The organism is Streptomyces ziwulingensis (assembly GCF_039542605.1).
GTDB classification, from domain to species: domain Bacteria; phylum Actinomycetota; class Actinomycetes; order Streptomycetales; family Streptomycetaceae; genus Streptomyces; species Streptomyces ziwulingensis.
Window position 1 is genome coordinate 63,347 of the sequence record NZ_BAABIG010000057.1, and the last position, 24,386, is coordinate 87,732.

21 protein-coding genes and 1 riboswitch are annotated in these 24,386 nt (G+C 74.6%); of the genes, 9 read left to right on the top strand and 12 right to left on the bottom strand.

Annotated elements, in window-relative coordinates; genetic code table 11:
* Window positions 1-20 precede the first annotated feature (20 nt).
* The 4 genes from pknB to thiO form a co-directional block, all read right to left on the bottom strand.
* Window positions 21-2,006 carry a Stk1 family PASTA domain-containing Ser/Thr kinase gene (pknB, locus tag ABEB00_RS26300; RefSeq protein ID WP_345622755.1) on the bottom strand — a complete coding sequence of 662 codons (1,986 nt, stop codon included), beginning with the start codon at window positions 2,004-2,006 and terminating at the stop codon, window positions 21-23.
* A gap of 101 nt (window positions 2,007-2,107) precedes the next feature.
* Window positions 2,108-2,902 (bottom strand): thiazole synthase, encoded by a 795-nt coding sequence (locus ABEB00_RS26305; RefSeq protein WP_345622757.1) that lies wholly within the window; start codon window positions 2,900-2,902, stop codon window positions 2,108-2,110.
* Window positions 2,903-2,906: 4 nt separating this feature from the next.
* Complete coding sequence (gene thiS / locus ABEB00_RS26310; RefSeq protein ID WP_345622759.1) at window positions 2,907-3,107, bottom strand: sulfur carrier protein ThiS; 201 nt, start codon at window positions 3,105-3,107, stop codon at window positions 2,907-2,909.
* The gene (gene thiO / locus ABEB00_RS26315) at window positions 3,104-4,354 is read right to left on the bottom strand and encodes a glycine oxidase ThiO (protein ID WP_345622760.1); all 1,251 of its coding nucleotides are present in this window, start codon (window positions 4,352-4,354) and stop codon (window positions 3,104-3,106) included. The genes thiS and thiO overlap by 4 nt, the downstream gene beginning before the upstream one ends.
* Window positions 4,352-4,463, bottom strand: a riboswitch (TPP riboswitch). Its footprint overlaps the gene before it by 3 nt.
* Before the next feature lie 123 nt (window positions 4,464-4,586).
* On the opposite strand from thiO, the gene ABEB00_RS26320 reads away from it, so the two are divergent.
* The 5 genes from ABEB00_RS26320 (at window position 4,587) to ABEB00_RS26340 (ending at window position 9,129) form a co-directional block, all read left to right on the top strand.
* On the top strand, window positions 4,587-5,837 hold the full coding sequence (locus tag ABEB00_RS26320; RefSeq protein ID WP_345622762.1) for an NAD(P)/FAD-dependent oxidoreductase: 1,251 nt from the start codon (window positions 4,587-4,589) through the stop codon (window positions 5,835-5,837).
* A gap of 67 nt (window positions 5,838-5,904) precedes the next feature.
* Window positions 5,905-6,270, top strand: coding sequence for an Rv2175c family DNA-binding protein (locus ABEB00_RS26325; protein WP_345622764.1), 366 nt, complete (start codon window positions 5,905-5,907; stop codon window positions 6,268-6,270).
* 129 nt (window positions 6,271-6,399) lie between these two features.
* On the top strand, window positions 6,400-7,089 hold the full coding sequence (gene thiE / locus ABEB00_RS26330) for a thiamine phosphate synthase (protein ID WP_345622766.1): 690 nt from the start codon (window positions 6,400-6,402) through the stop codon (window positions 7,087-7,089).
* A 67-nt stretch (window positions 7,090-7,156) separates the two neighbouring features.
* Complete coding sequence (gene metF, locus ABEB00_RS26335) at window positions 7,157-8,080, top strand: methylenetetrahydrofolate reductase [NAD(P)H] (protein ID WP_345622768.1); 924 nt, start codon at window positions 7,157-7,159, stop codon at window positions 8,078-8,080.
* A gap of 56 nt (window positions 8,081-8,136) precedes the next feature.
* Window positions 8,137-9,129 (top strand): SCO2102 family sporulation regulator, encoded by a 993-nt coding sequence (locus ABEB00_RS26340; protein WP_345622770.1) that lies wholly within the window; start codon window positions 8,137-8,139, stop codon window positions 9,127-9,129.
* Between the two features lie 67 nt (window positions 9,130-9,196).
* Here the strand turns inward: ABEB00_RS26340 and ABEB00_RS26345 are convergent, their stop codons facing one another.
* The 4 genes from ABEB00_RS26345 to ABEB00_RS26360 form a co-directional block, all read right to left on the bottom strand.
* On the bottom strand, window positions 9,197-10,696 hold the full coding sequence (locus ABEB00_RS26345) for a phytoene desaturase family protein (protein ID WP_345622772.1): 1,500 nt from the start codon (window positions 10,694-10,696) through the stop codon (window positions 9,197-9,199).
* Window positions 10,697-11,116: 420 nt separating this feature from the next.
* On the bottom strand, window positions 11,117-11,746 hold the full coding sequence (locus ABEB00_RS26350; RefSeq protein WP_345622774.1) for a TetR/AcrR family transcriptional regulator: 630 nt from the start codon (window positions 11,744-11,746) through the stop codon (window positions 11,117-11,119).
* 59 nt (window positions 11,747-11,805) lie between these two features.
* Window positions 11,806-13,890, bottom strand: coding sequence for a YhgE/Pip family protein (locus ABEB00_RS26355; RefSeq protein WP_345622777.1), 2,085 nt, complete (start codon window positions 13,888-13,890; stop codon window positions 11,806-11,808).
* A complete protein-coding gene (locus tag ABEB00_RS26360; RefSeq protein ID WP_345622779.1) occupies window positions 13,862-14,695 on the bottom strand; it encodes an ATP-binding cassette domain-containing protein in 834 nt (277 codons plus the stop codon). The genes ABEB00_RS26355 and ABEB00_RS26360 overlap by 29 nt, the downstream gene beginning before the upstream one ends.
* Before the next feature lie 202 nt (window positions 14,696-14,897).
* Between ABEB00_RS26360 and ABEB00_RS26365 the strand changes: the two genes are divergently transcribed.
* From ABEB00_RS26365 to ABEB00_RS26375, 3 genes are all read left to right on the top strand, one after another.
* Window positions 14,898-15,446: an SAV_6107 family HEPN domain-containing protein gene (locus ABEB00_RS26365; protein WP_345622781.1), complete on the top strand. Its 549-nt coding sequence runs from the start codon at window positions 14,898-14,900 to the stop codon at window positions 15,444-15,446.
* A gap of 220 nt (window positions 15,447-15,666) precedes the next feature.
* Complete coding sequence (locus ABEB00_RS26370; RefSeq protein WP_345622782.1) at window positions 15,667-16,485, top strand: methyltransferase; 819 nt, start codon at window positions 15,667-15,669, stop codon at window positions 16,483-16,485.
* A 287-nt stretch (window positions 16,486-16,772) separates the two neighbouring features.
* The gene (locus ABEB00_RS26375; RefSeq protein WP_345622784.1) at window positions 16,773-17,174 is read left to right on the top strand and encodes a DUF3040 domain-containing protein; all 402 of its coding nucleotides are present in this window, start codon (window positions 16,773-16,775) and stop codon (window positions 17,172-17,174) included.
* 143 nt (window positions 17,175-17,317) lie between these two features.
* Here the strand turns inward: ABEB00_RS26375 and ABEB00_RS26380 are convergent, their stop codons facing one another.
* The 4 genes from ABEB00_RS26380 to ABEB00_RS26395 all read right to left on the bottom strand — a co-directional run bounded on the left by ABEB00_RS26380 (window position 17,318) and on the right by ABEB00_RS26395 (window position 23,059).
* On the bottom strand, window positions 17,318-19,714 hold the full coding sequence (locus tag ABEB00_RS26380) for a transglutaminase TgpA family protein (RefSeq protein WP_345622787.1): 2,397 nt from the start codon (window positions 19,712-19,714) through the stop codon (window positions 17,318-17,320).
* Complete coding sequence (locus tag ABEB00_RS26385; RefSeq protein ID WP_345622788.1) at window positions 19,711-21,075, bottom strand: DUF58 domain-containing protein; 1,365 nt, start codon at window positions 21,073-21,075, stop codon at window positions 19,711-19,713. Before ABEB00_RS26385 ends, ABEB00_RS26380 begins: the two co-directional genes overlap by 4 nt.
* On the bottom strand, window positions 21,075-22,112 hold the full coding sequence (locus ABEB00_RS26390; protein WP_345622790.1) for an AAA family ATPase: 1,038 nt from the start codon (window positions 22,110-22,112) through the stop codon (window positions 21,075-21,077). The genes ABEB00_RS26385 and ABEB00_RS26390 overlap by 1 nt, the downstream gene beginning before the upstream one ends.
* Window positions 22,113-22,438: 326 nt before the next feature.
* Window positions 22,439-23,059 carry a beta-class carbonic anhydrase gene (locus ABEB00_RS26395; protein ID WP_345622792.1) on the bottom strand — a complete coding sequence of 207 codons (621 nt, stop codon included), beginning with the start codon at window positions 23,057-23,059 and terminating at the stop codon, window positions 22,439-22,441.
* A gap of 362 nt (window positions 23,060-23,421) precedes the next feature.
* Between ABEB00_RS26395 and rsmH the strand changes: the two genes are divergently transcribed.
* Window positions 23,422-24,378, top strand: a complete 957-nt coding sequence (gene rsmH, locus ABEB00_RS26400) for a 16S rRNA (cytosine(1402)-N(4))-methyltransferase RsmH (RefSeq protein WP_345622793.1) — start codon at window positions 23,422-23,424, stop codon at window positions 24,376-24,378.
* Window positions 24,379-24,386: the final 8 nt, after the last annotated feature.

Genomic DNA, 24,386 nt, shown 5'->3' on the forward strand with positions numbered 1-24,386 from the left:
TCACCGGATCGGGAGACCGATCACCGGATCGTGAGGCTGATCGTCGAGCCCTTCGGGGCCGTCTCGCCGCCCGCCACGGACTGGCTCTTGACGGTGTCGCCGAAGAGGCCGAGCAGGCCGCGGTCCTCCTTGGCCTGGAAGCCGGCCTCCTCCAGTTCCCGCCGGGCGTCGTCCACGCTGTCGCCGACCACGTCCGGTACCTCGATCCGCTCCGGTCCCTCGGACACGGTCAGCGTCACCGTGTCGCCCTCGGCGGCCTCGGTGCCGTCGCCGGGGGTCTGCCGGGCGACCTGCCCGGCGTCGTACTCGGAGTGGACCTTCTCCCGCGCGACCTTCACCTTCAGGCCGGCCTCCGCCAGGTCGGCCCGGGCGTCCTGGAGGTCCTCGCCGGTGACGTCGGGCACGTCCACCGGGCTGCCCTTGCTGACGGTGAGCGCGATCGCCGAACCGGCCCGCACCTTCGTGCCCGCCGCCGGGTCGGTGGAGACCACGAAGCCCTTCTGGACGTCCTCGCTGAAGGCCCGGGTGACCATGCCCGCCGTCAGGCCGTCCTGCTTCAGCACGGACCGGGCCCGGTCCAGCCGGTAGCCCTCCAGATCGGCCAGCTCCACCGTCTCGGGGCCGTCGGAGACGGTGATCGACACCGAGTCGTTGTTCCGGATGCGGGTGCCCGTGGACGGGTCGCTGCTGATGACCGCGCCGCGCCGTACCGTGTCGCTGTACGCGTGCTCGACGCCGGCGACGTCCAGGCCGGCGTCGGCCAGCCGGTCCTTCGCCTGCGCCTCGGACTTCTCCAGCAGCGGCGGGACCTTGGTGAACTGTCCCGAGTTGATGTACCAGACGCCCGCGCCGAGGCCGAGCGCCAGCAGGAGGGCGACGACGACCGCGACCGGGCCGCGCCGCCTTCGGGCGCCCGCCCGCCGCCGGGGCGGCAGCGGCGCCGGGGTCTCCAGCCGGCTGGTGCGGTCATAGCCGTCCCCGCGGCCGTGGCCGCCGTCCCCGGCGCCCCTGCCGACCGCCTCGTGATCTCCCTCGACGGGCAGCAGCCGGGGCAGGGTCAGTGCGCGCGGGATGACGCTGGTGCGGTCCTCGGCGTTGTCGTGCTCCGCGTTGTCGTGCTCCGCGGCGAGCGCCCGCGGCGGTACCGCGTCCAGTTGCTCCGGGGTGAGCGCCGCGCCGGCCTCACGGGCCCGGGCCAGCAGCGCCACGGCGTCGTGCGGGCGGATCGCGGGGTTGCGGGCGGTCGCGGAGGCGACCAGCTCGTCCAGGTCGTACGCCAGGCCCGGCACGGCCGCCGACGGCGGCGGCACATCCTCGTTCAGGTGCCGGTAGAGCACCTGGGCGGGGGAGTCCCCGGTGTGCGGCTTGGCGCCGGTCAGCATCTCGTACAGGACGACACCGCACGCGTAGACGTCGACCCGGGGGTCCACGTCGCCGTGCTCGATCTGCTCGGGCGCCAGATAGGAGACGGTGCCCAGGACCGCGCCGGTGGTGCTGGTGACCGTGTTCACGGCCCGGACCAGGCCGAAGTCGGCCACCTTGACCCGGCCGTCGTCGCCTATCAGGACGTTCTCCGGCTTCATGTCCCGGTGCACGAACCCGGCGCAGTGCGCGGCGCCGAGCGCGGCCAGCACCGGCTCCAGGATGTCCAGCGCCGCGCGCGGCCGCAGCGCCCCGCGCTCGCGCAGCACGTCGCGCAGGGTGCAGCCGGAGACGTACTCCATGGCCAGGTAGACGTAGACCCCGTCGGTTCCCTGGTCGAAGACCTGGACGACGTTGGGGTGGGCGAGCCGGGCCACCGACTTGGCCTCGCGGATGAACCGCTCGACGAAGCTGCCGTCGGCCGCGAGCGTCGGGTGCATCACCTTCAGCGCGAGCACGCGGTCGAGGCGGGTGTCCACGGCCCGGTAGACCGTGGCCATCCCGCCGACCGCGATCCGCGCCTCCACGCGGTACCGGCCGTCGAGCACCTGCCCGACCAGAGGGTCCTGAAGGGTCGTGTCCACGCTGGCGAGTGTACGAGCCGCCGCCGACAGCGGGCTGTGCCCGGCCGTTCCCGGGGCGGTACTGCAGCGCACCTGTGACGCAACCCACGAGGGGCGGCCGTTCAGAACGCGGGCCGCTCCGGGTCCAGCGCGGCCAGTCCGGCCGCGGGGGACGACGCCTCGGCGAAGTGCCGCCGCGGGATGCGCCCGGCCCGCCGGGCCAGCCGGCCCGCCTCCACCGCGTGCCGCATGGCCTCCGCCATCAGGGCCGGCTCCTGGGCCCGGGTCACCGCCGAGGCGAGCATCACCCCCGCGCAGCCCAGCTCCATCGCCAGCGCCGCGTCCGAGGCCGTGCCCGCTCCGGCGTCCAGGATCACCGGCACGCGCGCGTGCTCGACGATCAACTGGAAGTTGTGCGGGTTGCGGATGCCCAGCCCGGAGCCGATCGGCGAGCCCAGCGGCATGACCGCCGCGCAGCCGACGTCCTCCAGCTTCCGCGCCAGCACCGGGTCGTCGTTGGTGTACGGCAGCACCGTGAAACCGTCGTCGACCAGGGTCTCCGCCGCGTCCAGCGTCTCGACCGGGTCAGGCAGCAGGGTGCGCTCGTCGGCGATGACCTCCAGCTTGACCAGGTCGGTGCCGAGCGCCTCGCGCGCCAGCCGCGCGGTGAGCACGGCCTCCCCGGCGGTGAAGCACCCCGCCGTGTTGGGCAGCACCCGCACGCCGAGCTTCTCCAGCACCGACAGCACGGACCCGTGCACCGACGGGTCCACGCGCCGCATGGCGACCGTGGTCAGCTCGGTCCCGGACGCCCTCAGCGCCCGCTCCAGCACGTCGAGGCTGGGCGCCCCGCCGGTGCCCATGATCAGCCGGGACGTGTAGGACGTCCCGCCGAGGACGAAGGGGTCGTCGGCCATGGGGTCAGCCTCCTTGGACGGCGGTGAGTACTTCGACGCGGTCGCCGTCGGCCAGCGCGGTGGCCGGCCACTGGGCGCGCGGCACGACGGTCTCGTTCAGGGCGGCGGCCACGCCCGAGGGCGCCCGGGTCAGGGTCCGCACCAGGGCGTCGAGGACCGTGCCGGGAGCCACCTCGCGCGGCTCACCGTTGACCGAGATGTTCATACGGGCTGCTCCGTGCGTGCGGGGGCGGGGCCGGGGGCGAAGCGCCCGGGGGTGAAGGGGCGGGCCACCTCCGGCAGCTCGCCGGTGGTCAGCGCGTGCGCCATGACGTCCCCGGTGACCGGGGTGAGCAGCACGCCGTTGCGGAAGTGCCCGGTGGCCAGCAGCAGCCCCGGCAGGGCGGTCGGGCCGAGCAGCGGGGCGTTGTCCGGCGAGCCGGGGCGCAGCCCCGCCAGCGTCTCCGTCAGCGGCAGCTCCGTGATCCCCGGCACCAGCTCGTGCGCGTCGCGCAGCAGCTCGTACACGCCGCCCGCGGTGACCGCGGTGTCCCAGCCCAGCTCCTCGCTGGTGGCACCGACGACGAGTTCTCCGCTCTCCCGGGGCACCAGGTAGAGCGGGTTGCCGCGCACCACCGCGCGTACGGTCCGGTGCAGCAGCGGGGCGCGGTCCGACGGCATCGCCAGCCGCAGGACCTGGCCCTTGACCGGACGGACCGGCGGCAGCACCTCGGCGGGGACACCGGCGAGGGTGCCGCTGAGGCTGCCCGCGGCCAGAACCACGCGGGGGGCCTCCAGCGCGGTGGAGCCGGCCGTGACCACCCCCACCGCCCGGCCCCGGACCACGGTGAGCCGCTCGGCCCGTACCCGGTGGAAGACGACCCCCGCCCGCTCGCAGGCCGTCACGAGCGCCGCGGCCAGGCGCCGGGGGTCGATCTGGTGGTCGCCGTCCACCCGGAGCCCGCCGCGCACGCCCGGCGCGAGCATCGGCTCCAGGCGCCGGCACTCACGCCCCGACAGCCACTCGGACTCCAGGCCGTGCTGCCGCTGGAAGGCGTGCAGCTCCCGCAGGTGGGCCCGGTCGTCGGCGTCGACCGCGACGGCGAGGGTGCCGGCGCGGCGGTAGCCGAGGTCCTGCCCGGCGGCGTCGGCCAGTTCGGCGGCGAATGCGGGGTAGCGGCGCGCGGAGGCCAGATTCAGGGCGAGCAGGGTCTGCTCGCCGTAGTGCAGCTCCGTGACGGCGGCCAGCATCCCGGCGGCCACGCGTGCGGCGCCCCCGCCCGGCGCGGGGTCCACCACGGCCGTGACCAGCCCGCGCTGCGCGGCCCGCCACGCCGTGACAAGACCGATGATCCCGCCCCCCACGACCAGGACGTCGGACGTGCGCCGGGACGGCTCCGGCGCGGACCCGCACGACTGCGACGCACGCGCGGGGGACTGCCTCGTACGCGTGGACGACGGTGGAGACGACATGGGCGTCCAGCCCCTCCCTTCGCCGGCATGACCCGGATCAGGTTCGTACGGTCGGAGGCCGCCAGCCTCCCTCTCAGCCCGGTGCGTCCGGGCTCCCGCGAGTGCTTTACGCCGACCACCCTAGCCCTCGGGGCGTCGCCCGGGTAAGAGACCCCCGGCCCCCGACGAGTGTGCAGCAGGTCACCCAACGTGCCCCCTGTCTGACATTGCGTCAGGTGTCTAAGGTGATCAGGTGAGCGAGCAGACGCAGGATCGGACGGACGGCCCGCCGGCGCGCGTGGTCGTCGTGGGCGCGGGCATGGCCGGTGTGCAGACGGCCGTCGCCCTGCGGGAACAGGGCTTCGCCGGGAGCGTGACGCTGATCGGCGCGGAACCCCATCAGCCGTACGACCGGCCCCCGCTCTCCAAGGCGATCCTGCTCGGCACGGCCGAGGGCTCGGCCTTCGACGTCGACTTCGAGGCGCTGGCCATCGAGATCCGGCTCGGCTGCGAGGCACTGGGCGTCCGCCCCGGCGACCACGTCCTGGAGACCTCCGCCGGCGCCGTCCCCTACGACGTCCTGGTCCTCGCCACCGGCGCCGGACCGGTCCGGCTGCCCGGTACCGAGGGCATTCCCGGCGTACACCTGCTGCGCACCCTGGACGACGCCGCGCGGCTGCGCCCGGTGCTCGCCCGGCAGCACGAGGTCGTGGTCGTCGGCGCGGGCTGGATCGGCGCCGAGTTCGCCACCGCCGCACGCGAGGCGGGCTGCGCGGTGACCGTCGTGGAGGCCGCCGACCGGCCGCTGGCCGGCGCCCTGCCCGCCGAGGTCGCCGCCCCGATGAGCGACTGGTACGCCGAGGCCGGAGCCGTCCTGCGCACCCACGCGCGCGTGGCGCGCGTCGAGCCCGGCGCGATCGTCCTCGACGACGGCACGCGGGTGCCCGCCGGAGCGGTCGTCGTCGGTATCGGCGCCCGGCCCGCCACCGCCTGGCTGACCGGCTCCGGCATCGGCCTCGGCGCGCACGGCGAGGTCCTGGCCGACGCCGGTCTGCGGACCTCCGCGCCGGACGTCTACGCGGTCGGCGACTGCGCCTCCTTCCCGTCCGGCCGCTACGGCGAGCGGCTGCTGGTCCACCACTGGGACAACGCCCTCCAGGGCCCGCGCACGGTCGCCGCCAACATCGTCGGGGCGGCCACCGGGGAGGCGCCGGAGGTCTACGACCCGGTGCCGTACTTCTGGTCCGAGCAGTTCGGCCGCTTCATCCAGTACGCCGGACACCACCCGGCCGCCGACACCACTCTCTGGCGCGGCGACCCCTCGGGGCCGGCCTGGACCGTCTGCTGGCTGCACGAGGACCGGCTGGTCGCGCTGCTGGCGGTGGGCCGCCCCCGGGACCTGGCCCAGGGCAGACGCCTGATCGCGGCCGGCACCCGGATGGACCCGCGGCTGCTGACCGACCCGGCGAGGCCGCTGAAGGCGGCCACCTCGGCGACGCCGTAGGACCCGGCGGGGCGCCGTGGGGCGGGCCCGGCTTCCGACTGTCAGTGGCAGATGGCAGGCTTGATACGTGACCGAGATTGACGCGAAGATCGATGCTCTAGTCCCTGCCTGGCTCACCCTTCCCGACATCGCCGAGATGTTCGACATCGAGGTGACCCGGGTACGGCAGCTCGTCAAGGACGGCCAGCTCATCGCCGTACGGCGCGGGGAGAACCGCGCGCTGCACGTCCCCGCCGCCTTCATCGACGGGGACAAGGTGGTCAAGGGCCTGTCCGGGACCCTGACGCTGCTGCGGGACGACGGCTTCAAGGACGAAGAGATGCTGGAATGGCTCTTCACCCCGGACGAGAGCCTGCCCGGCACCCCCGCACAGGCCCTCAGTGAGAATCGCGGCACGGAGGTGAAGCGCCGCGCCCAGGCGCTCGCTCTCTGACCCGGGCCCGGCCGAGGCACCATCCGGCGTGCAGTGCCGCGACCCGCGAGCGGTCGCGGCACGCACGCCGGCCCGCGTGCCGCGGGGGAAACCACCGTCGTATCCGCATCCGACCCGGGGGACGCACGTATGCCCGCCACCGCCCATGCCGCCACCGCCCGCGCCAGGCTCGCCGACGCCCGGCTCTACCTGTGCACGGACGCCCGCAAGCGCCAGGGTGATCTGCCCGACTTCCTGGACGCGGTGCTGGCCGGCGGTGTGGACATCGTCCAGTTGCGCGACAAGGGGATGGAGGCGGCCGAGGAACTGGAGCACCTCGCCGTCTTCGCCGACGCCTGCGCCCGGCACGGCAAGCTGCTCGCGGTCAACGACCGCGCCGACGTCGCCCACGCCGCCCGCGCCGACATGCTCCACCTCGGGCAGGGTGACCTCCCGGTGCCCGCGGCCCGGGCGCTGCTCGGCGACGACGTCCTGCTGGGCCGCTCCACCCACGCCGAGTCCGAGGCCGCCGCGGCGGCCGTGCAGGACGGCGTCGACTACTTCTGCACGGGCCCGTGCTGGCCCACCCCGACCAAGCCCGGCCGCCACGCGCCCGGCCTGGACCTGGTCCGGTACACCGCCTCCCTCCGCACCGACCGCCCCTGGTTCGCCATCGGCGGCATCGACCTCGGCAACCTCGACCAGGTCCTCGACGCCGGCGCCCGGCGTGCCGTCGTCGTCCGGGCGCTCACCGAGGCGGAGGACCCGGGCGCGGCGGCGGCCCGGTTCGCCGGCCGGCTCAGGGCCGCGGCGGCGGATGTCCAAGGGATGGACAACTAACCGGCAATTCGGACAATTACCCCGGCTCTGGTTGGGTGGCCCGCCACCCCCTGGCTAACCTGCCGGTATGGCCTTGGGAACCGCATCCACCAGGAACGATCACGCGCGTACCGTCCGTGACATGCTCGCGGGCGGGAAAACGACGTTGTCGTTCGAGTTCTGGGCGCCCAAGACGGAAAAGGGCGAACGCAACCTGTGGAACGCGCTCCGCAGGGTCGAGGCGGTGGCGCCCAGCTTCGTCTCCGTGACGTACGGGGCCGGCGGCTCCACCCGGACGGGCACCGTGCGGGCGACCGAGCGGATCGCCGCCGACACCACCCTGACCCCGGTCGCCCACCTCACCGCGGTCAACCACTCGGTCGCGGAGCTGCGCAACATCATCGGCCAGTACGCGGACGCCGGCATCCGCAACATCCTCGCCGTGCGGGGCGATCCGCCCGGTGACCCGATGGGCGACTGGCCGGCCCACCCGCAGGGCCTGACCTACGCCGCCGAACTGGTCGAACTCATCAAGGAGTCCGGTGACTTCTGCGTGGGCGTGGCGGCCTTCCCGGAGATGCACCCCCGCTCCGCCGACTGGGACGCGGACGTGGCGCACTTCGTCGACAAGTGCCGGGCCGGCGCCGACTACGCGATCACGCAGATGTTCTTCCACCCCGAGTCGTATCTCCGGCTGCGCGACCGGGTCGTCGCGGCCGGCTGCGAGACCCCGGTCATCCCCGAGGTCATGCCGGTGACCAGCGTGAAGATGCTGGAGAGGCTGCCGCAGCTCAGTAACGCCGCGTTCCCGGTGGAGCTGAAAGAGCGCATCCTCACAGCGCAGGACGATCCGGCGGCTGTACGCTCCATCGGTATCGAGTTCGCGACGGAGTTCTGCGCGAGGCTGCTGGCCGAAGGTGTGCCCGGACTGCACTTCATCACGCTCAACAACTCCACGGCGACACTGGAAATTCACGAGAACCTCGGCCTGCACCACCCATCGCGGGCCTAGACCGGCCGCACGTACATACGACACACTGCGTAACGGTCATCGGGAGAGGGGCGTACATGGGCTGGGCGGTCCTCTACATCGCGTTCGGCGTCGTCGCACTGTGGCTCCTCGGTGAGGTGCTGCTGCAGTACAAGGCGCGGCTGCGCTGGCGGTTGCTGGCCTTCGGCGGCTTCCTCTGCGTGGTGGTCGGGGTGCTGATCCCGTCCGTCCTGGTGATCGCGCTCGGTGCCGCAGCCTTCGCGGTCGGCCAGACCTACGTGACGCTCTCCTTCCGCCGCGGCTTCGCGGCCGGCTGGGCCGTCCAGGCCCCGGCGGGCCTCCCCGGCAGCAAGCGCCGCCGCCCCGAACGCAACTCCCGGGAACCGTCGTTGGAGGTCTCCGGGCTGGAGCCGGCCGACACCGGTGAGCACGCCGTGTACGCGCCGGACGACGTCGCCTCCTACGACCAGGGCCGCGGCGGCCACGACGACCCCGACCGGGACGACGTCTTCACCCCCGCGCGCCCCGCCGCGTCCCCGGAGGTGGCGCACCCCGCCGTCTACCAGCCGCTGCCGATGCCCGACGAGACCGGCTCCTACGGCACCTACGACATCGCCACGTACGGCCAGGACCAGCACACCCCGGCCCCGCAGCCCGCCGACGCCTCCTACGCCTACGACCACCCGGGCTACGGCCAGCAGGGTTACGGCTACGACAGCACCGGCCAGCAGAGCTACGCCGCCTACTCCGACCCGTACATCGGCACCCACACCTACGGCGGCGCCACCTCCTACGACTCCGGTTACGACACCTCCGGCCAGCAGGGCTACGGCGGGCAGGAGTACGGGCAGCAGGGCTACCCGCAGGACCAGTACGGCACCGGCGGTTACGGCGGCGAGACTCCGGCCGGCGGGGTCTGGGTCCCGCAGCAGCGCAGCGCCGACGACTCGTACGGCGGCGAGCTGCCGCCCGAGCAGCCCTACCCCTACCAGGGCGACGGGCACCACCAGGGCGGCGGCCAGGGCGGTCACGGCGGCCAGGGGTACGACGAGCAGCAGTACCGCTACTGAGGGAGCCCCGCCACCGGGAGCCCGTCCGTACCCGTCCCGGGAGCGCCGGGGCCGCGGGACCCACCGCTCACTGCGAGCCCCTGAACTCCGGTCCCTCCACGATCAGTCCGGCCACCAGCGCGCCCGACATCCCGGCGTGCGCAAGGCCGCCCCCGGGGTGCGACCAGCCACCCACGGTGAACAGGCCCGCGAGACGGGTGCCGTTGGCCGGGTGGAGCAGCCGGCCCTCGGCGGCGGCCAGGGACGGCGCCGGAACCGCCCCGCCCTCGGCCCCCGTCTCCCGCGCGATGTCGGCCGGGGTGCGCACCTCGTGCCACAGCAGGCGGTCGCGCAGGCCGGGTATCGCCCGCTCGGCGACGGAGACCAGACGCCCGGCCAACCGGTCGGCCGCCACGGCGCCGAACCCCGCCGGTACCACCGCGCTGAGCACGACCGCCTCGTGCCCGGCGTCCGGGACCAGCCCGGGGTCGTCCGGCCGCAGCACCGTCACGGTGGGCCGCGGGGCCAGGTCCGGCACCGCGCCGAACAGCGCGTCCAACTCGGCCTCCCGGTCCCGCGCGTGCACCACGGTGCGGTGCGCGGTGCCCGCCGGCCGGCCGCCGCGCAGCGCCAGCAGTACCGTCAGCCGGCTCGCCGCCCCGGCCCGCCCGGGGACGTCGCCGGCGGCGCGCACCGCCGTGCTCCCCGAGAGGCGGTCCAGGGCGCCGGGTGCGACACCGGCGACCACGAACTCCGCCTCCCCGACCGTCCCGTCGGCCAGCTCCACCCCCGCGGCCCGGCCGTCCTTCTCGTGGACCGCCGTGACCTCGGCGCCGAAGCGGAACTCGACCCTGCGGGCCAGACACCGCTCGTACACCGCCCGTGCCAGCTCGCGCAGCCCGCCGCGGACGTACCAGAGGCCGAAGGCGTGCTCCATGTACGGCAGGACGGCGGCGCTCGCCGGGGCGGTGCGGGGGTCCAGGCCGTGGGCGAGCGCGTGGCTCTCCAGCAGGGCGGTGAGCCGGGCGTCACCCAGCTCCCGGACGCCGACCTCGGCGAGTGTCCCGGCCCGGCGGGTGCGCAGCAGCTTCCGCCGGGGCAGCGCCGGGTAGGGCTCCCGCTCGGCCAGCACCCGCCAGTCGGCCCACAGGGGCTCCTCCAGCAGCGGCCGGCGGGTGCGGTCCCAGGCTTCCCTGGCCCGCACCAGGAAGTCGCCCCAGCGCTGCCCGGCGCCGCTGCCGAGGCTTTCCTCCAGCGCGGCGACGACCCCCGCGCGGGAGGCGTTCGGCAGGGCGACCTCGGTGCCGTCGGCGAACACGTGCCGGGACGACGGATCGACCTGGACCGTCTCGACGCACGCCTCCAGCGGTTCCTTGCCGGTCTTGACGAACAGGTCCCGCCAGACCGCGGGCAGCGGCAGCAGACCGGGGCCGGTGTCGAAGGAGAAGCCGTCCCGCTCGAAGCGGCGCACCGCTCCGCCGTACGTCCGGGTGCGCTCGTACACCGTCACCCGGTGGCCCGCGACGGCCAGCCGGGCCGCCGCCGCCATGGCGCCCGTCCCGGCGCCGATCACCGCAATCCGTGCCATGCCGAAGACTTTATCGGCCACCACCGACAAACCGGTCCGAGGCGGCCGTGACCTGCGGTCCTCCGCCTCCGCCGGGGGTGGGGGAGTACGGGTGCGCAGGGCTGAGTACGCGTACCTAGGGGGACAGATGAGTAGCCGCGCGGATGGGGTCCGACCTGCCGGAACGAGAGAGTGGGGGCACGGAGAAGGGGCGCGGCCCGGGACCCCGGCGACACGGGGCGCCGGAACCCGGGCCGGGCCCGCGATCCGCTCCTTCCGCCGGCCGCGGTCGGCGGGAGCGAGGCACGGGGGAAGGCACGGGGGGACGTACGGGGGACGTACGGGGGTGCAGGAAGGAGCGCCGGTCCGCAGTGGCCCGCGGGGGACGCGGCCAGGGCGGACCGGCGCTCCTTCTGGCATCCCCCTCGCGCCGGGCGCTGCTCAGGGGCGTCCGCTCACCCGTCCCTGGAGCAGCCGGGACAGCGCCGCGTGCACGTCGTCGAGCGAACGCCCCGGCTGGAACGCCTGCCAGTCCAGCGCGGCCACCAGGACCATCCCGACCAGCGCCGCGGCCGTCAGCGGGACATCGATCTCCTCGCTCAGCTCACCGCCCGCCACGCCCTGCCGCAGCACGTCCTCCACGACCGCGACGGCCTCCTGACGGACCACCAGCAGCGTCGACTGCCACGCGCGGTTGGTGCGCCACAGCTCCGCCACGTAGAGCTGCGTGAAGGCCGGGTAGCGGTCGATGAAGACGAGCCCGGCGCGGATCATCGCGTCGAGCGCGTCGACCTTGGAGCCACCCGCACGCGCGGTGGACTCGGCGGCCTCCCGCAGGGACGCGGTGAGCAGCCCCACGCCGTGCCGCAGCAACTCCTCGAAGAGGACGGACTTGCTGGCGAAGTTGTAGTAGACCGTGCCCTTCGCGACCCCGGCCCGTTCGGCGATCTCGTCCACCGTGGTGGCCGAGAAGCCCTGTTCGGCGATGAGGGTGACGGCCGCCTCGTAGAGCTTCTGCCGGGTGGCCTCGCGCCGGCTGCCGCCGGCCGGGGCGGCGCTGCTGCTTTCCATGGACGCGATTGTCCCAGGGCCCCTTCCCGCCGTGGTCACCGCCGAGGCCGGCGAAGGGCTCACAGGGTCAGCTCCGGGTGCAGCCGGTCGACGGTCCACACCTGGCGGCGGCGGGCCGTGAGCGCGGTCAGCGCGAGGGCTCCCGCGGTGAACGCGGCGAGCACCGCGCACGCCAGCCACACGGGTGCCGGCCCGCCGCCCGTGATCAGCCTGCGCAGGGCCGCCACGACGTGGCTCATCGGCAGATAGGGGTGGAGGGCGCCGAAGAAGCCCGGACTGGTCTCCACCGGGTACGTGCCGCCGGCCGACGTCAGTTGCAGCATCAGCAGCGCGAGCACCAGAATCCGGCCGGCCGCCCCGAAGCGGGCGTTCAGCCACTGCACGAGCGCCGTGAAGCACGCCGTCACCAGGAACAGGAAGCCGAGCGTCCCCGCCGCGCGGGCCATCTCCAGACCGACCGCCCAGTGCAGCACCGACATCAGGGCCAGCGTCTGGAGCACGCCGATCGCGAGCACCGGCAGCCAGCCCGCCAGGGTGATCCGCCAGGCCGAGGACCCCGCGGCGAGCGCCCGCCGGTTCAGCGGCGCGATCAGCATGTACGCCACCAACGCGCCCACCCACAGGGAGAGCGGGATGAAGTACGGGGCGAAGCCGGTGCCGTAGTTGGGCGCCTTGTGCAGGTCCTGGGAGAGCAGGCGGACCGGGTCGGCCATCACGCCGGTGCGCCGGTCACGGCTCTCCTCGTCGTAGTCGGGGATGCGCGCGGCGCCGTCGTGCAGTCCGCCGGCGAGCTGCGAGGAGCCGTCGACCAGCTTGGCCAGGCCGTCCCGCAGGTCGTCGGCGCCGGTGCCGAGGCGGCCGACGCCCGTGTCGAGGCGGCCGGCCCCGGTCTTCGCGGTGCCGAGCCCGGTGTGCAGCTTCTCGGCTCCGGCGGCGACCTCGGCCGCGCCCTTGTCCAGCCGGTCGATCTTCCTCACGGCGTCGTCGAGGTCCTCGGACAGGTGCGGGGCGCGGTCGGCGAGCGCACCGGCCTGCTTCTGCAGGGCGGCCAGGTGCTTGTCGAGCTTCGACAGGTCCCCGTGCTGATCGGCGACCAGGGTGTCCAGGTCCCCGGCGATGCCCGCGACGTCCTCGGCGGCGTCCCGTGCCTTCTTCAGGTCGGCGCAGGCGGCGTCCGCCGCGGCCGGCTCCGCACAGCGGTCGCGGTGGACCTCGTCCAGGGTGTCCGCGGCGGTGCGGGCGTTCTTCGCGGCGGCCGGCGCGGCCTTCGCCAGGGTCTCCAGGTGCTCGCGGATCACCCCCGAGGCGTCCGCGACGAGCCGGGCGGTGTCCCCGATGGTCTTCTCGTTGTCCTCCAGGAAGGGCCGCACCGTGCCGGAGACCGCGTGGACCTTGCCCGCGAGCGCCCGGGTGCCGTCCGCGACCTGCCGCGAGCCGTCCTCCAGGTCACCCGCGCCGGTGTGCAGCTTCCTGACGCCCTTGGCCAGCTCGCCGCTGCCCGCGCGGGCGTCCGCCAGGCCGTCGGCGAGGTCCCGGGCGCCCTTCTTCGCCTTCTTGACGCCGGTCTCCAGCCGGTCGGCGCCCTCGGCGGCCTTCACCGTCTCGCCGTGGATGCCGGAGAAGGAGAGGAAGATCCGGTCCAGGAAGGAGCGCGACGCCTTCGTCGACGCCGCCTCGCGCACCTCGGCGAAGACCGTCCGCGAGAGCTGCCCGACGATGTAGTTGTTGGCGTCGTCGGTACGGACCTCAAGGGCCCCCGTCTGCGGCGAGTCGCCCGCACTGGAGGCGATGCGCCGGCTGAAGTCGGCGGGCACGGTGAGCGACAGGTAGTACCTGCCGTCCGCGACCCCGCGGCGGGCCTCGGCGGCGCTCACCTCGTGCCAGTCGAAGACCTCGCTCTCGCGCAGCCCGTCGGCGATGTCGGCGCCCGCCGTGAGCTTCTCGCCCTCGACCCGCGCCCCCCGGTCCTCGTCCACCAGCGCCACCGGGACGCGGTCCAGCCGGCCGTACGGGTCCCAGAACGACCACAGGTACAGGGCGCCGTAGAGCAGGGGCAGCAGCAGGAGGGCGACCAGCGCGGCACGCGGCAGCCTCCCGCGCCCGAACCGCCTCAGCTCAAGCGCGGCCAGCCTGGGCGAACGCATCCGCCACCCCCTTCGTCCCGTCGGCCCCGCCGGCGGGGTCCGTCTCCTCCGGCCGGTCGCTCCCGTACCGCCGGGAGTTCGCCGCGTCGTCGCCCGTGCCCGGCTCGTCCCGGGCTCCGGTCGACACGGTCACGGCGCCCTCCGGCGCCTCGGCGCACACCGCCAGGACCGTGGTGCCGGCCGCGGCGATCGAGGCCAGCAGGGACCGGGCCGCGGCCCGCTCCTCGGCCGACAGCTTCAGCTCCACGTCGTCCACGGCCAGCAGCCGCGGACGGCCCAGCAGGGCCAGGGCGACCGACAGCCGCAGCGCCTCCAGCCGCTCCAGGTCCCGTACCGCCGTGCGCGGCCCCTTGGGCAGCGCCGCCAGGTCCAGCCCCGCCGCGGCCGAGGCGTCCTCGATCCGCGCCCGTGCCGCGGCCCCGCGCTCCCGGCGCGGGCGCAGCAGCGCGCGCGGCGACTCCCCGAACCGGCGTTGCAGCAGCACCCGCTCGCGCAGGTGTTCGGCGACGGTGAGGGCCGGGTCCAGGTCGGTGACGCCGGGGACGTGGGCGAGGGCGCTGACGCGGCGCAGGGCCGGCATCCGCCGGGGCAGTTCCAGTCCGCCGACCGAGGCCGTCCCCTCGGTGAGCCGCATCCGGCCGGTGAGCGCGAGCAGCAGGCAGGTGCGGCCGGACCCCGACGGCCCCCGGACCGCGACCAGCGCACCGGGTTCCGCGTCCACGCGGACCCCGCGGAACACCCACCCGCGCGGCCCCCTGAGCCCCACGTCACGGGCCCGCACCCGCAGTCCGGACGGACCGTCCACCGCCACCACTCCCCGAGCCGAGATCACCCTGTCGCCCCACTTTTTTGAACTGACCAGTCAGTGCAAAAGTCGCCGCCAAGGTATCCCGAACCCTTCTACGGGGCAAAAGTGCAGGTCAGATCGGATTGTCAGTGCCATACCGCACGATGGGCACATACGGCACCCCCGGAGGGCGTGTCGTCACGACGACAGGAGGTTCGTCATGGCCAGCTCGTCCGCAGCCGCCGCTCGTCGGCACCGCGCCACCGGCCCTGCCCCCTCACTGACCGGCCCGGCGAGCGACGTGCACCCGGTGCTGCGCCGGGCCACGGCCCCGCCCGCCGCCCTCGACCTGCTCGCCCAGGCCCGGGCCGGACTCGACGAGGCCGCCGTCCTCGACACCCCCAACGAGCGGTACGCGCAGGCCCACCTCGCCGCCCTGCGCACCGCCGCCGCCGTGCTCGCCGCGCGGGGGCGGCCGGAGACCACGTCCCGGGCCCGCGCCCGCATCCGCAGCGCCTGGGAGGTGCTCCCCGAGATAGCGCCCGAGCTGACCGAGTGGAGCGCGCTGTTCGCCTCGGGGGCCGGGCGCCGCGCCCGCGCCGAGGCGGGCATCAAGGGCGCGGCGAGCGGCCGGGACGCCGACGACCTGGTGCGGGACGTGGCGATGTTCCTGCGTCTGGTGGAGCGGATGCTCGTCCTCCAGCCGGTACTGCCGCAGCCCCGCCCCGGCACCGGCGGCCCGGGTGGCAAGGGACCGGTCATCGGGTGACGCGGACCCGGCCGCCGGGGTGCCGCGGGCGCTCCGGCACCGGGGGCGGCGCCGGGCGGTACCACCGGGGTGACCAGGACGGGCAGCCGAGGCAATAGGCTGGGAGGCGTTTGAAGCCTGCCCCTTCCCGGCTCCGGTTCCCCGGCTCCGGGGCCGAGGGGAGGCAGCCCGTTCCGCTCCGCCGTGCCACAGGCGGTGCCGCGCCGAGGAGTCAACTGCCGTGTCGGACCCGATGCGCCCGCCCGCCTCCCCCCACCGCCCCCGTGCGGCGTCGCCGGGCTCCGACCCCTCCCGTCCCCGCGCCTCCCTGCGCACCGCCGTGGTCCGGGAGGTCGTCCAGGACGCCCTGGACCGCCGGGCCAAGGCCACCGGGCGCCAGGCGCTGGAGGTCCTCGACACCGGAGGCGGCAGCGGCAACTTCGCCGTGCCGCTGGCCCGGCTCGGCCACCGCGTCACCGTCGTCGACCCCAGCCCCAACGCGCTCTTCGCCCTGGCGCGCCGGGCCGCCGAAGCCGGCGTCGACGACCGGGTGCGAGGCGTCCAGGGCGACGTGCACGGCCTCTTCGACGTGGTCGAGCGCGGCGGCTACGACGCCGTCCTCTGCCACGGCGTGCTGGAGTACGTCGACGACCCCGCCGAGGGTGTCCGCAACGCGGTCGCCGCCCTGCGGCCCGGAGGCGTCCTCAGCCTGCTCGCGGCCGGCCTCGGCGGCGCGGTGCTCGCCCGCGCCCTGGCCGGGCACTTCACCGAGGCCCGGCAGGCGCTCGCCGACCCGGACGGCCGCTGGGGCACGGGTGACCCCGTCCCGCGCCGCTTCACCGCCGAGCAGCTCACCTCATTGGTCGAGGGCGCCGGTCTGGGAATCGGCGCCGTGCACGGCGTACGGGTCTTCGCCGATCTGGTCCCCGGAGTACTGGTGGACACCCAGCCCGGTGCGCTGGACGCCCTGCTGGAACTGGAGGCCGTCGCGGCCGAGCTTCCCGCCTTCCACTCCGTGGCCACCCAGCTCCATGTGCTCGGTGAGACGCCCGGGACCTGAGGGGGCCGGAGTCACCCCCGGTGTACGGCGCTGATCAGCGGCTCGCGTGCCGATGGAGTACGCCACAGGCCCCCCGAACGGGCGCCCGGCGCCGTATGATCGAGGGAGACCACCCGGCATGACGGGTCGGCCGCCGGGGAATGCCACTCTCAGCGGGCCGGGACGTTCCTGCCCGGGACCGGTTGGCCAATTGGCGCAGAGGGGCGGGTTTCACGGGGGCGATTCCCTGCCTATCCTGAAGGGACCCCCCCGGGTCGCCCCGGCGACTGCACGATGAGGAGGACTCCGTGCCGCTCTCGGAGCACGAGCAGCGCATGCTCGAGCAGATGGAGCGAGCGCTGTACGCCGAAGATCCCAAGTTCGCGACAGCGCTCGAGGGAAGCGGGCTGCGTACGTACACCCGGCGACGGGTATACCAGGCGGTCGCCGGCTTCCTCGTAGGTATTGCGCTCCTCATGGCCGGTATGGTCGCCCAGCAGGTCTGGCTCAGCGTCGTGGGATTCCTCGTCATGCTGGGCTGTGCGGTCCTCGCGGTGACCGGCTGGCGCAAGGCTCCGAAGCCGGGCGAGCAGCCCGCCGCCGGAGCGGCGCCCCAGGGACGCCGGCCGGCTCAGCAGAAGCGTTCCGTGATGAACCGGATCGAGGAGCGCTGGCAGCGCCGCCGCGACGAACAGCAGGGCGGCCAGTGACCCGGAGCCGGTGAGCGGCTCCCCGGCGCACCGGACAAGACACGAAGACGGGTGAAGGGGCGGCCACCGGACCGGTGGCCGCCCCTTCACCCGTCTTCGGCCCCTTCACCCGTCTTCGCGAGAGCACAGGTCCCCTTACCGGATCAGCCCTTGGCGCCGCTCCCCGACGGCCTGCGCGGGGCCGGCCGGGCGGCCCGCACACGGCGCCGGAGCGAGGCCCACCACGCCGAGGCGGCCCACAGGACCCGCACCGCGGAACGCGGCGCGAGGCGGGCACGCAGCTTTCCACCCCGGCCGGCCACCGCCGCCAGCCCGGCCGCCACCAGCCGCACCTCGTCCGCCAGACCCGGCGTCGCCCGCGGCCGGGGTGCGTAGAGGACCTGTTCCACCGCGTCCGCCACCCGGTGCACGGCCGCCGCGGCCGCCGGATCGAGCCGGCCGAGCCGCACGATCCGGTCGGCCGCCCCGCGCGGGGTACGCGACTCGTCCGGCGCGATTCCGAAGTCCCACGCGGTGTCGGTCAGCTCCCGCCAGACCGCCAGCGTGTACGGCGCCGCGTCCGCCGCCCCGCGCCCGTGCGCCCCCAGCCGTACCGCCCGCACCCGGGACCGCCACAGCGACGGCGCCAGCGGGATCGCCAGGACCACCAGTCCGGCGAGGACCCAGGCCAGCACCGCGTACCACTTCGGACCGTCGTCGTCCGCGGCGAGCGCGGCCTGCGGGGACTCGCTCCCGCAGGCGTCCACCTTCTTGTCCTGCGCGGTGCAGCTCTCGCTCGCCGAGGCCGAGGCCGCGGGGGCCGCCGACTCCTCCTGCGAGGGCCGGGCCGCGTCCGGAAGCGTGGTGCCCGGGGCGTCCGGCACGGTGTACGACGGCACGGTGCCCCGGGTCGGGGTCGGCTCGAAACGGGTCCAGCCCACGCCCTCGAAGTACAGTTCCGGCCACGCGTGCGCGTCCCGGAGCCCCACCGACACCGAACCGTCCGCCTGCGGCGAACCCGGCGCGAAGCCGACCGCCACCCGGGCCGGTATGCCCAGCGAGCGGGCCATCGCCGCCATGGCGAAGGAGAAGTGGATGCAGAAGCCCTGCCGGTCACGGAGGAACCGGGCGATCGCCTGCGAACCGCTGCCCACCTGCACCTGGGTGTCGTACTCGAAGCCGCCGGTGAGGGCGAAGTACTCCTGGAGCGCGACCGCCTGGTCGTAAGGGGTGGCCGCTCCCCGGGTGACCTCCCGGGCCGTACGGGAGACCACGTCGGGCAGCGAGTCCGGCAGCGCGGTGTAGTCGCGCCGCAGCGCCTCCGGCGCGGGCGGCGCCGCCGCCAACTGCTCCGCCGTAGGCCGCAGCCGCAAGCTGCTGACCTCGTAGGTCAGGCCCCGGGTGTTCTGGCCGTGGTCGCCGACCAAGGTCATCCCGACCGGTTCGTACCGCCACTGACCGGTGACCCGCACCCCGCTCGGCGGGTACGGCATCGGCAGCCAGTCCTGGCCGTACCAGTCGGCGGCCGTGATCGTGGTGCGCGTCTGCGACCGCTCGACGTCGTCTCCGAGACCGATCGGGGCGGGGAAGGCGCCGTCCGGCACGGTGGTGATCTCCCGCTTGGACGGCTTCCAGGCGGTGCCGTCGAAGTCGTCCAGGGAGACGATCCGCAGGTACAGGTCGGAGACCGTACCGGAGTCGGTCTGCAGGGACAGGACCTGACGGTCCTCGTCGACGTTGAGGTTGTCGCGCAGGGAGACGAGCGGGTTCACCGCCGAGATGGTGCCCCCGCCTCCGCCGCCGGAGCCGACCCCCGCGCCGGTGCCGTCCAGCAGCCCGCCGTCCATCGCGGGCAGGGCGAGCGGCACCACCAGGGCGATGCCCAGCGCCAGCGCGCCGAGCCGCCGCCCGGTGCGCACCGGGGCCACCGCGCCCGTCGCCTCGCCGCCCGGCGTGCGGGGGACGCCGCCGAAGACCCGGCCCCACTGCGAGAGCCGGTCCCGCCCCTCGGCCAGCAGCAGCATCAGATAACCGGCCGCCGCGATCAGGAACCACAGCCAGTCGGCGCCGCCGTCCGACAGCCCCGCGGCCACCGAGTACAGCGCCAGCAGGGGCAGTCCGGCCGGGGCCGCGCCGCGGCAGGTCACCGCCATGGTGTCCACCAGCAGGCCGATCACCAGCACCCCGCCGACCAGCATCAGCCGGATGCCGTCGGACTCCAGGGGCGCCGGGATCGCGTACCGCGCGATGTCGTCGCCGCCCTGCCGCAGCAGGTCGGCGAAGTGCCGGAAGGCGTCGGGGCCGGGCAGCAGACCGGCCAGGGCCTGCTCGCGGGCGAAGACCAGCGTCAGCGTCACCAGTGTCACCAGGGCCTGCGCCGCGACCGTCACGGGACGGGGCAGCGGCACCCGGCGGGTCAGCGCGCCCACCCCGGACTGGAGGGCCAGCAGGAACGCGGCCTGCAGGATCCAGGTGGCCGGATCGACCAGGGGCAGCAGCGCGCAGGCCGCCATCAGGGTGGCCGCCCACGCGCACAGCGCCAGTCGTGCCTGCCCGCTCATCCCGCGCCCTCCCCGCCGCCCGCCGCCGGCCCCGACCGCTCCCGGTCCGCCCGGCGCCACAGCTCGTCGAGCGAGGCGCCCCGCGCCACGCTCACCGCCGTCCAGCCGGCCTCGCGCAAGCGCCGCAGCCGCTCGCCCTGCCTGTCCAACGGGCCGGGAACGTCCGTCGGTTCCCGCAGCCAGGTCTCGTTGTCCAGCACGAAGGCGACCGCGTTGCCGCTGCGGTGACGGATCTTCGCGGCCACCGCCGCCTGCTCCTCGTCCAGCTCGCCGAAGAACGCCACCAGCAGCCCCTCCTGACCGCCGCGCAGGACGTCGTAGGCGCGGGACAGGCCGGTGCCGTCGGAGTACTCGATCACCGCGAGGGTGTCCATCATCAGCCCGGCCGCGTCCGCCGCCCCCTGACCGGAGCCGGCGAAACCGTCGGCGCCCTCCCCGGGCACCGACGAACCGGTGTCCGTGAGCAGCCGGACGGTCAGGCCCCGCTCCAGCATGTGCACCAGGACCGAGGCGGCGCCCGAGACCGCCCACTCGAAGGGGGAGTCGGGACCGGCGCCGTCGTAGGCGAGGCCCCGGGTGTCCAGCAGTACCGTGCAGCGGGCCCGCCGGGGCTGTTCCTCCCGACGGACCATCAGCTCGCCGTAGCGGGCGGTGGAGCGCCAGTGCACGCGGCGCAGGTCGTCCCCGTGGCGGTACCCGCGCGGGATCACGTCGTCCTCACCGGCCAGGGCCGGCGAGCGGTGCCGGCCGTCGCCGTACCCCTGGGCCTCGCCGCTCAGGCGCACCGACGCCAGCGGCTCCACGTGCGGGATCACCGTCAGCGTGTCGTACGTCGAGAAGGACCGGGTCAGCTCGCAGAGCCCGAACGGGTCGGTCAGCCGCAGTTGGAGCGGGCCCAGCGGGTACCGGCCGCGCAGGTCGGAGCGGACCCGGTAGGAGACCTCGCGGCTCCCGCCCGCCTCCACCCGGTCGAGCACGAAACGGGGGCGCGGGCCGAGCACGTAGGGCACGCGGTCCTGGAGCATCAACAGGCCCGTGGGCAGCCGTGAGACGTTCTCGACGCGCAGATGGACCCGGGCCTCGCCGGCGGCGGGCACCCGCGCGGGGGAGAGCCGGCGGCTGCCCGCGACCCGGTACCGCGTGCGGTACAGCACGGTCGCGCAGATCAGGGGCAGCACCGCGAGCAGCAGTCCCACCCGGAGCAGATCGCTCTGCCCGAGGACGTAGGCGCAGACCGCGGCGGCCACACCGGCGGCCAGGAAGGAGCGGCCACGGGTGGTCAGGCCGGCCAGCGCGGTGCGCGGGCCGCCCTTGTCGTCGTCCTCGCCCCGCGCCGCCGGTCCCGTCCCCCCGGTGGTCATCACAGCCGCCGCGGCTGATGCCGGCCGTACCCCGGCCCGCCGTTGCCCATGCCGAAGCCGGTCGGCTGCGGGGACGTGGCCGGCACCGGGGTGCGCTGCAGGATCTCCTGGACGACCTGCTCCGCCGTACGGCGGTTGAGCTGGGCCTGGGCGGTGGGCAGCAGCCGGTGGGCCAGCACGGCGACGGCGAGCGCCTGCACGTCGTCCGGCAGCGCGTACTCCCGGCCGCCGAGGGCCGCGGACGCCTTCGCCGCGCGCAGCAGATGGAGCGTGGCGCGCGGCGAGGCGCCGAGCCTGAGATCGGGGTGGGAACGGGTGGCGGCGACGACATCCACGGCGTAGCGGCGGACCGGCTCGGCGACGTGGACGCCCCGGACCGCCTCGACCAGCTTCAGGATCTCGTGCGCGTGCGCCACGGGCTGGAGGTCGTCCAGCGGGCTCACCCCGCCGTGCACGTCGAGCATCCGCAACTCGGCCTCAGCGCTGGGATAGCCGATGGAGACCCGGGCCATGAACCGGTCGCGCTGGGCCTCCGGCAGCGGGTAGGTGCCCTCCATCTCGACCGGGTTCTGGGTCGCCACCACCATGAAGGGGCTGGGCAGCTCGTAGGTCTGCCCGTCGATGGTGACCTGCCGCTCCTCCATCGACTCCAGCAGCGCCGACTGCGTCTTGGGCGAGGCGCGGTTGATCTCGTCGCCGATCACGACCTGCGCGAAGATCGCGCCCGGCTTGAACTCGAAGTCCCGGCGCTGCTGGTCCCAGATGGACACGCCCGTGATGTCCGAGGGCAGCAGGTCGGGGGTGAACTGGATGCGCCGCACCGAGCAGTCGATGGACCGCGCCAGCGCCTTGGCCAGCATGGTCTTGCCGACGCCGGGCACGTCCTCGATCAGCAGATGTCCCTCGGCGAGCAGCACGGTCAGCGAGAGCCGTACGACCTCGGGCTTGCCCTCGATCACGCTCTCCACCGAACCGCGCACCCGCTCCGCCACAGCGGTCAGATCTGTGAGACTCGCTCGATCGTCATAGGTCGTCACCCGGCCCTCCTCGGCCTTGCCCCGCGCATCTGCCCGGACATCCCGAACATCCCGGACGCCCCGCACCTCGAAAAACCCCGCACACGGACGCCGCGCGGGAGGTCCCGCGCGGCACCGCTCCCCGCATTCTTGCCGCCGTTACCGATTCGTGTCACTCGCCTGTGGACAACTGGCCGCGATATGTCGGACCTTGCGGGCTTTCGGGCGTCCTATCGATTCGCTGTCCACAGCGGGCCCGCGCGTGTGTCCGCGCACGCGCGGGCCGGTATCCGCTATCCGCCCGCGCACGCCGACGCACGCCGGCCCGCACCGGCGCGACGGCCGGGTCAGGCGGGGTCGATCTCCCGCAGCAGGCCCGTCTTCACGTCGTAGACGAATCCGCGCACGTCGTCGGTGTGGAGCAGGAAGGGGGAGGTGCGCACCCGGCGCAGCGAGGCGCGTACGTCCTGGTCGACGTCGCGGAAGGACTCCACCGCCCAGGCCGGACGCTGGCCGACCTCGGTCTCCAGCTCGGAGCGGAACTCCTCGGTGAGGGTCTCCATGCCGCAGCCGGTGTGGTGGACGAGGACCACGCCGCGGGTGCCGAGCTTGCGCTGGCTGATGGTCAGGGAGCGGATCACGTCGTCGGTGACGGCGCCGCCCGCGTTGCGGATGGTGTGCGCCTCGCCGTTGGCCAGGCCGAGCACGGCGTTCACGTCCAGCCGCGCGTCCATACAGGCCACCACGGCGACCCGCAGGGCGGGACGGGAGTCGAGACCGGCGTCGGCGAAGGCGGCGGCGTACCGGGTGTTCGCCTCGACGAGACGGTCGGTGACGCTGCCGCCGGCTATCGCGGCGTCGGAGTCGGCGTCGGAGTGGGCGGGAACCGATGCAGAGGTCGTCATAACCATGACGTTACTGGTCACCCACGTTCCCGGCCCGCTGTGAAGACGGACAAAGAACGCCATGCGGTCTTGTGGTGAGCTAACCCACAGGAGTGGCACGAGTGCCTCCGTACGAGTGAAGTACCCCTTCGTCCCGCTTCCCGCGCGTGCGGCCCCGCGACGCGCAGGCCGGTTGATTGACCGGGCGACAGGGTGGACTAAAGTGACGCGAAGCGGGAGGCGAGGCTCTCCCCGCTGGACTGAAAACCCGGAGATCAGGGCGTTTCGCCGCCCCTTCTCCCCACGTGCGCGGCGCGTACGTACGGCTCGGCCTCCTCCCGCTCCCGGCCGGCTGACGCCTGTGGCGCCGGCCGGTCCCCCCTTGACGAGCGGGCGGGGACCCGGCGGTGCGTGACGCCGCGCCGGACCCGAGAGGCCGACCCCCCTTGAGCCAGAGTCGACACGTCCCGGTGATGCTCCAGCGGTGCCTGGACCTGCTGGCGCCCGCCCTCCAGGAGCCGGGAGCCGTGGTCGTCGACTGCACGCTGGGTCTCGGCGGACACAGCGAGGCACTGCTCGCCCGCTTTCCCGAGGCCCGGCTGGTCGCCCTCGACCGGGACAAGGAGGCCCTGCGCCTGTCCGGCGAGCGCCTCGCGCCCTACGGGGAGCGCGCCACCCTGGTGCACGCCGTCTACGACGAACTGCCCGAGGTCCTCGACCGGCTCGGCCTCCCGCACGTCCAGGGCGTCCTGTTCGACCTCGGCGTCTCCTCCATGCAGCTCGACGAGGCCGACCGCGGTTTCGCCTACGCGCAGGACGCCCCGCTGGACATGCGCATGGACCAGACGACGGGCATCAGCGCCGCCGAGGTCCTCAACACCTACGCCCCCGGCGAACTGGTCCGCATCCTGCGGGCCTACGGCGAGGAGAAGCAGGCCAAACGGATCGTCTCCGCGGTCGTGCGCGAGCGCGCGAAGGAGCCGTTCAGCCACAGCGCCCGGCTGGTGGAGCTGATCCGCGACGCGCTGCCCCAGGCCGCCAAGCGCACCGGCGGCAACCCGGCCAAGCGCACCTTCCAGGCCCTGCGCATCGAGGTCAACGGCGAGCTGTCGGTGCTGGAGCGGGCGATCCCGGCCGCGGTCGGCGCGCTCGCCGTGGGCGGACGGATCGCCGTGCTCTCGTACCAGTCGCTGGAGGACCGCCTGGTCAAGCAGGTCCTCGCGGCGGGCGCGGCCAACACCGCCCCGCCCGGCCTGCCCGTCGTGCCCGAGCGGTACGCCCCCCGGCTCAAGCTGCTCACCCGGGGTGCCGAACTTCCCACCGAGGAGGAGATCGCCGAGAACCGGAGGGCGGCTCCGGCCAGGCTGCGCGGGGCGCAGCGGATCAGGGAGTCCATCGGGTGAAGCGCGTG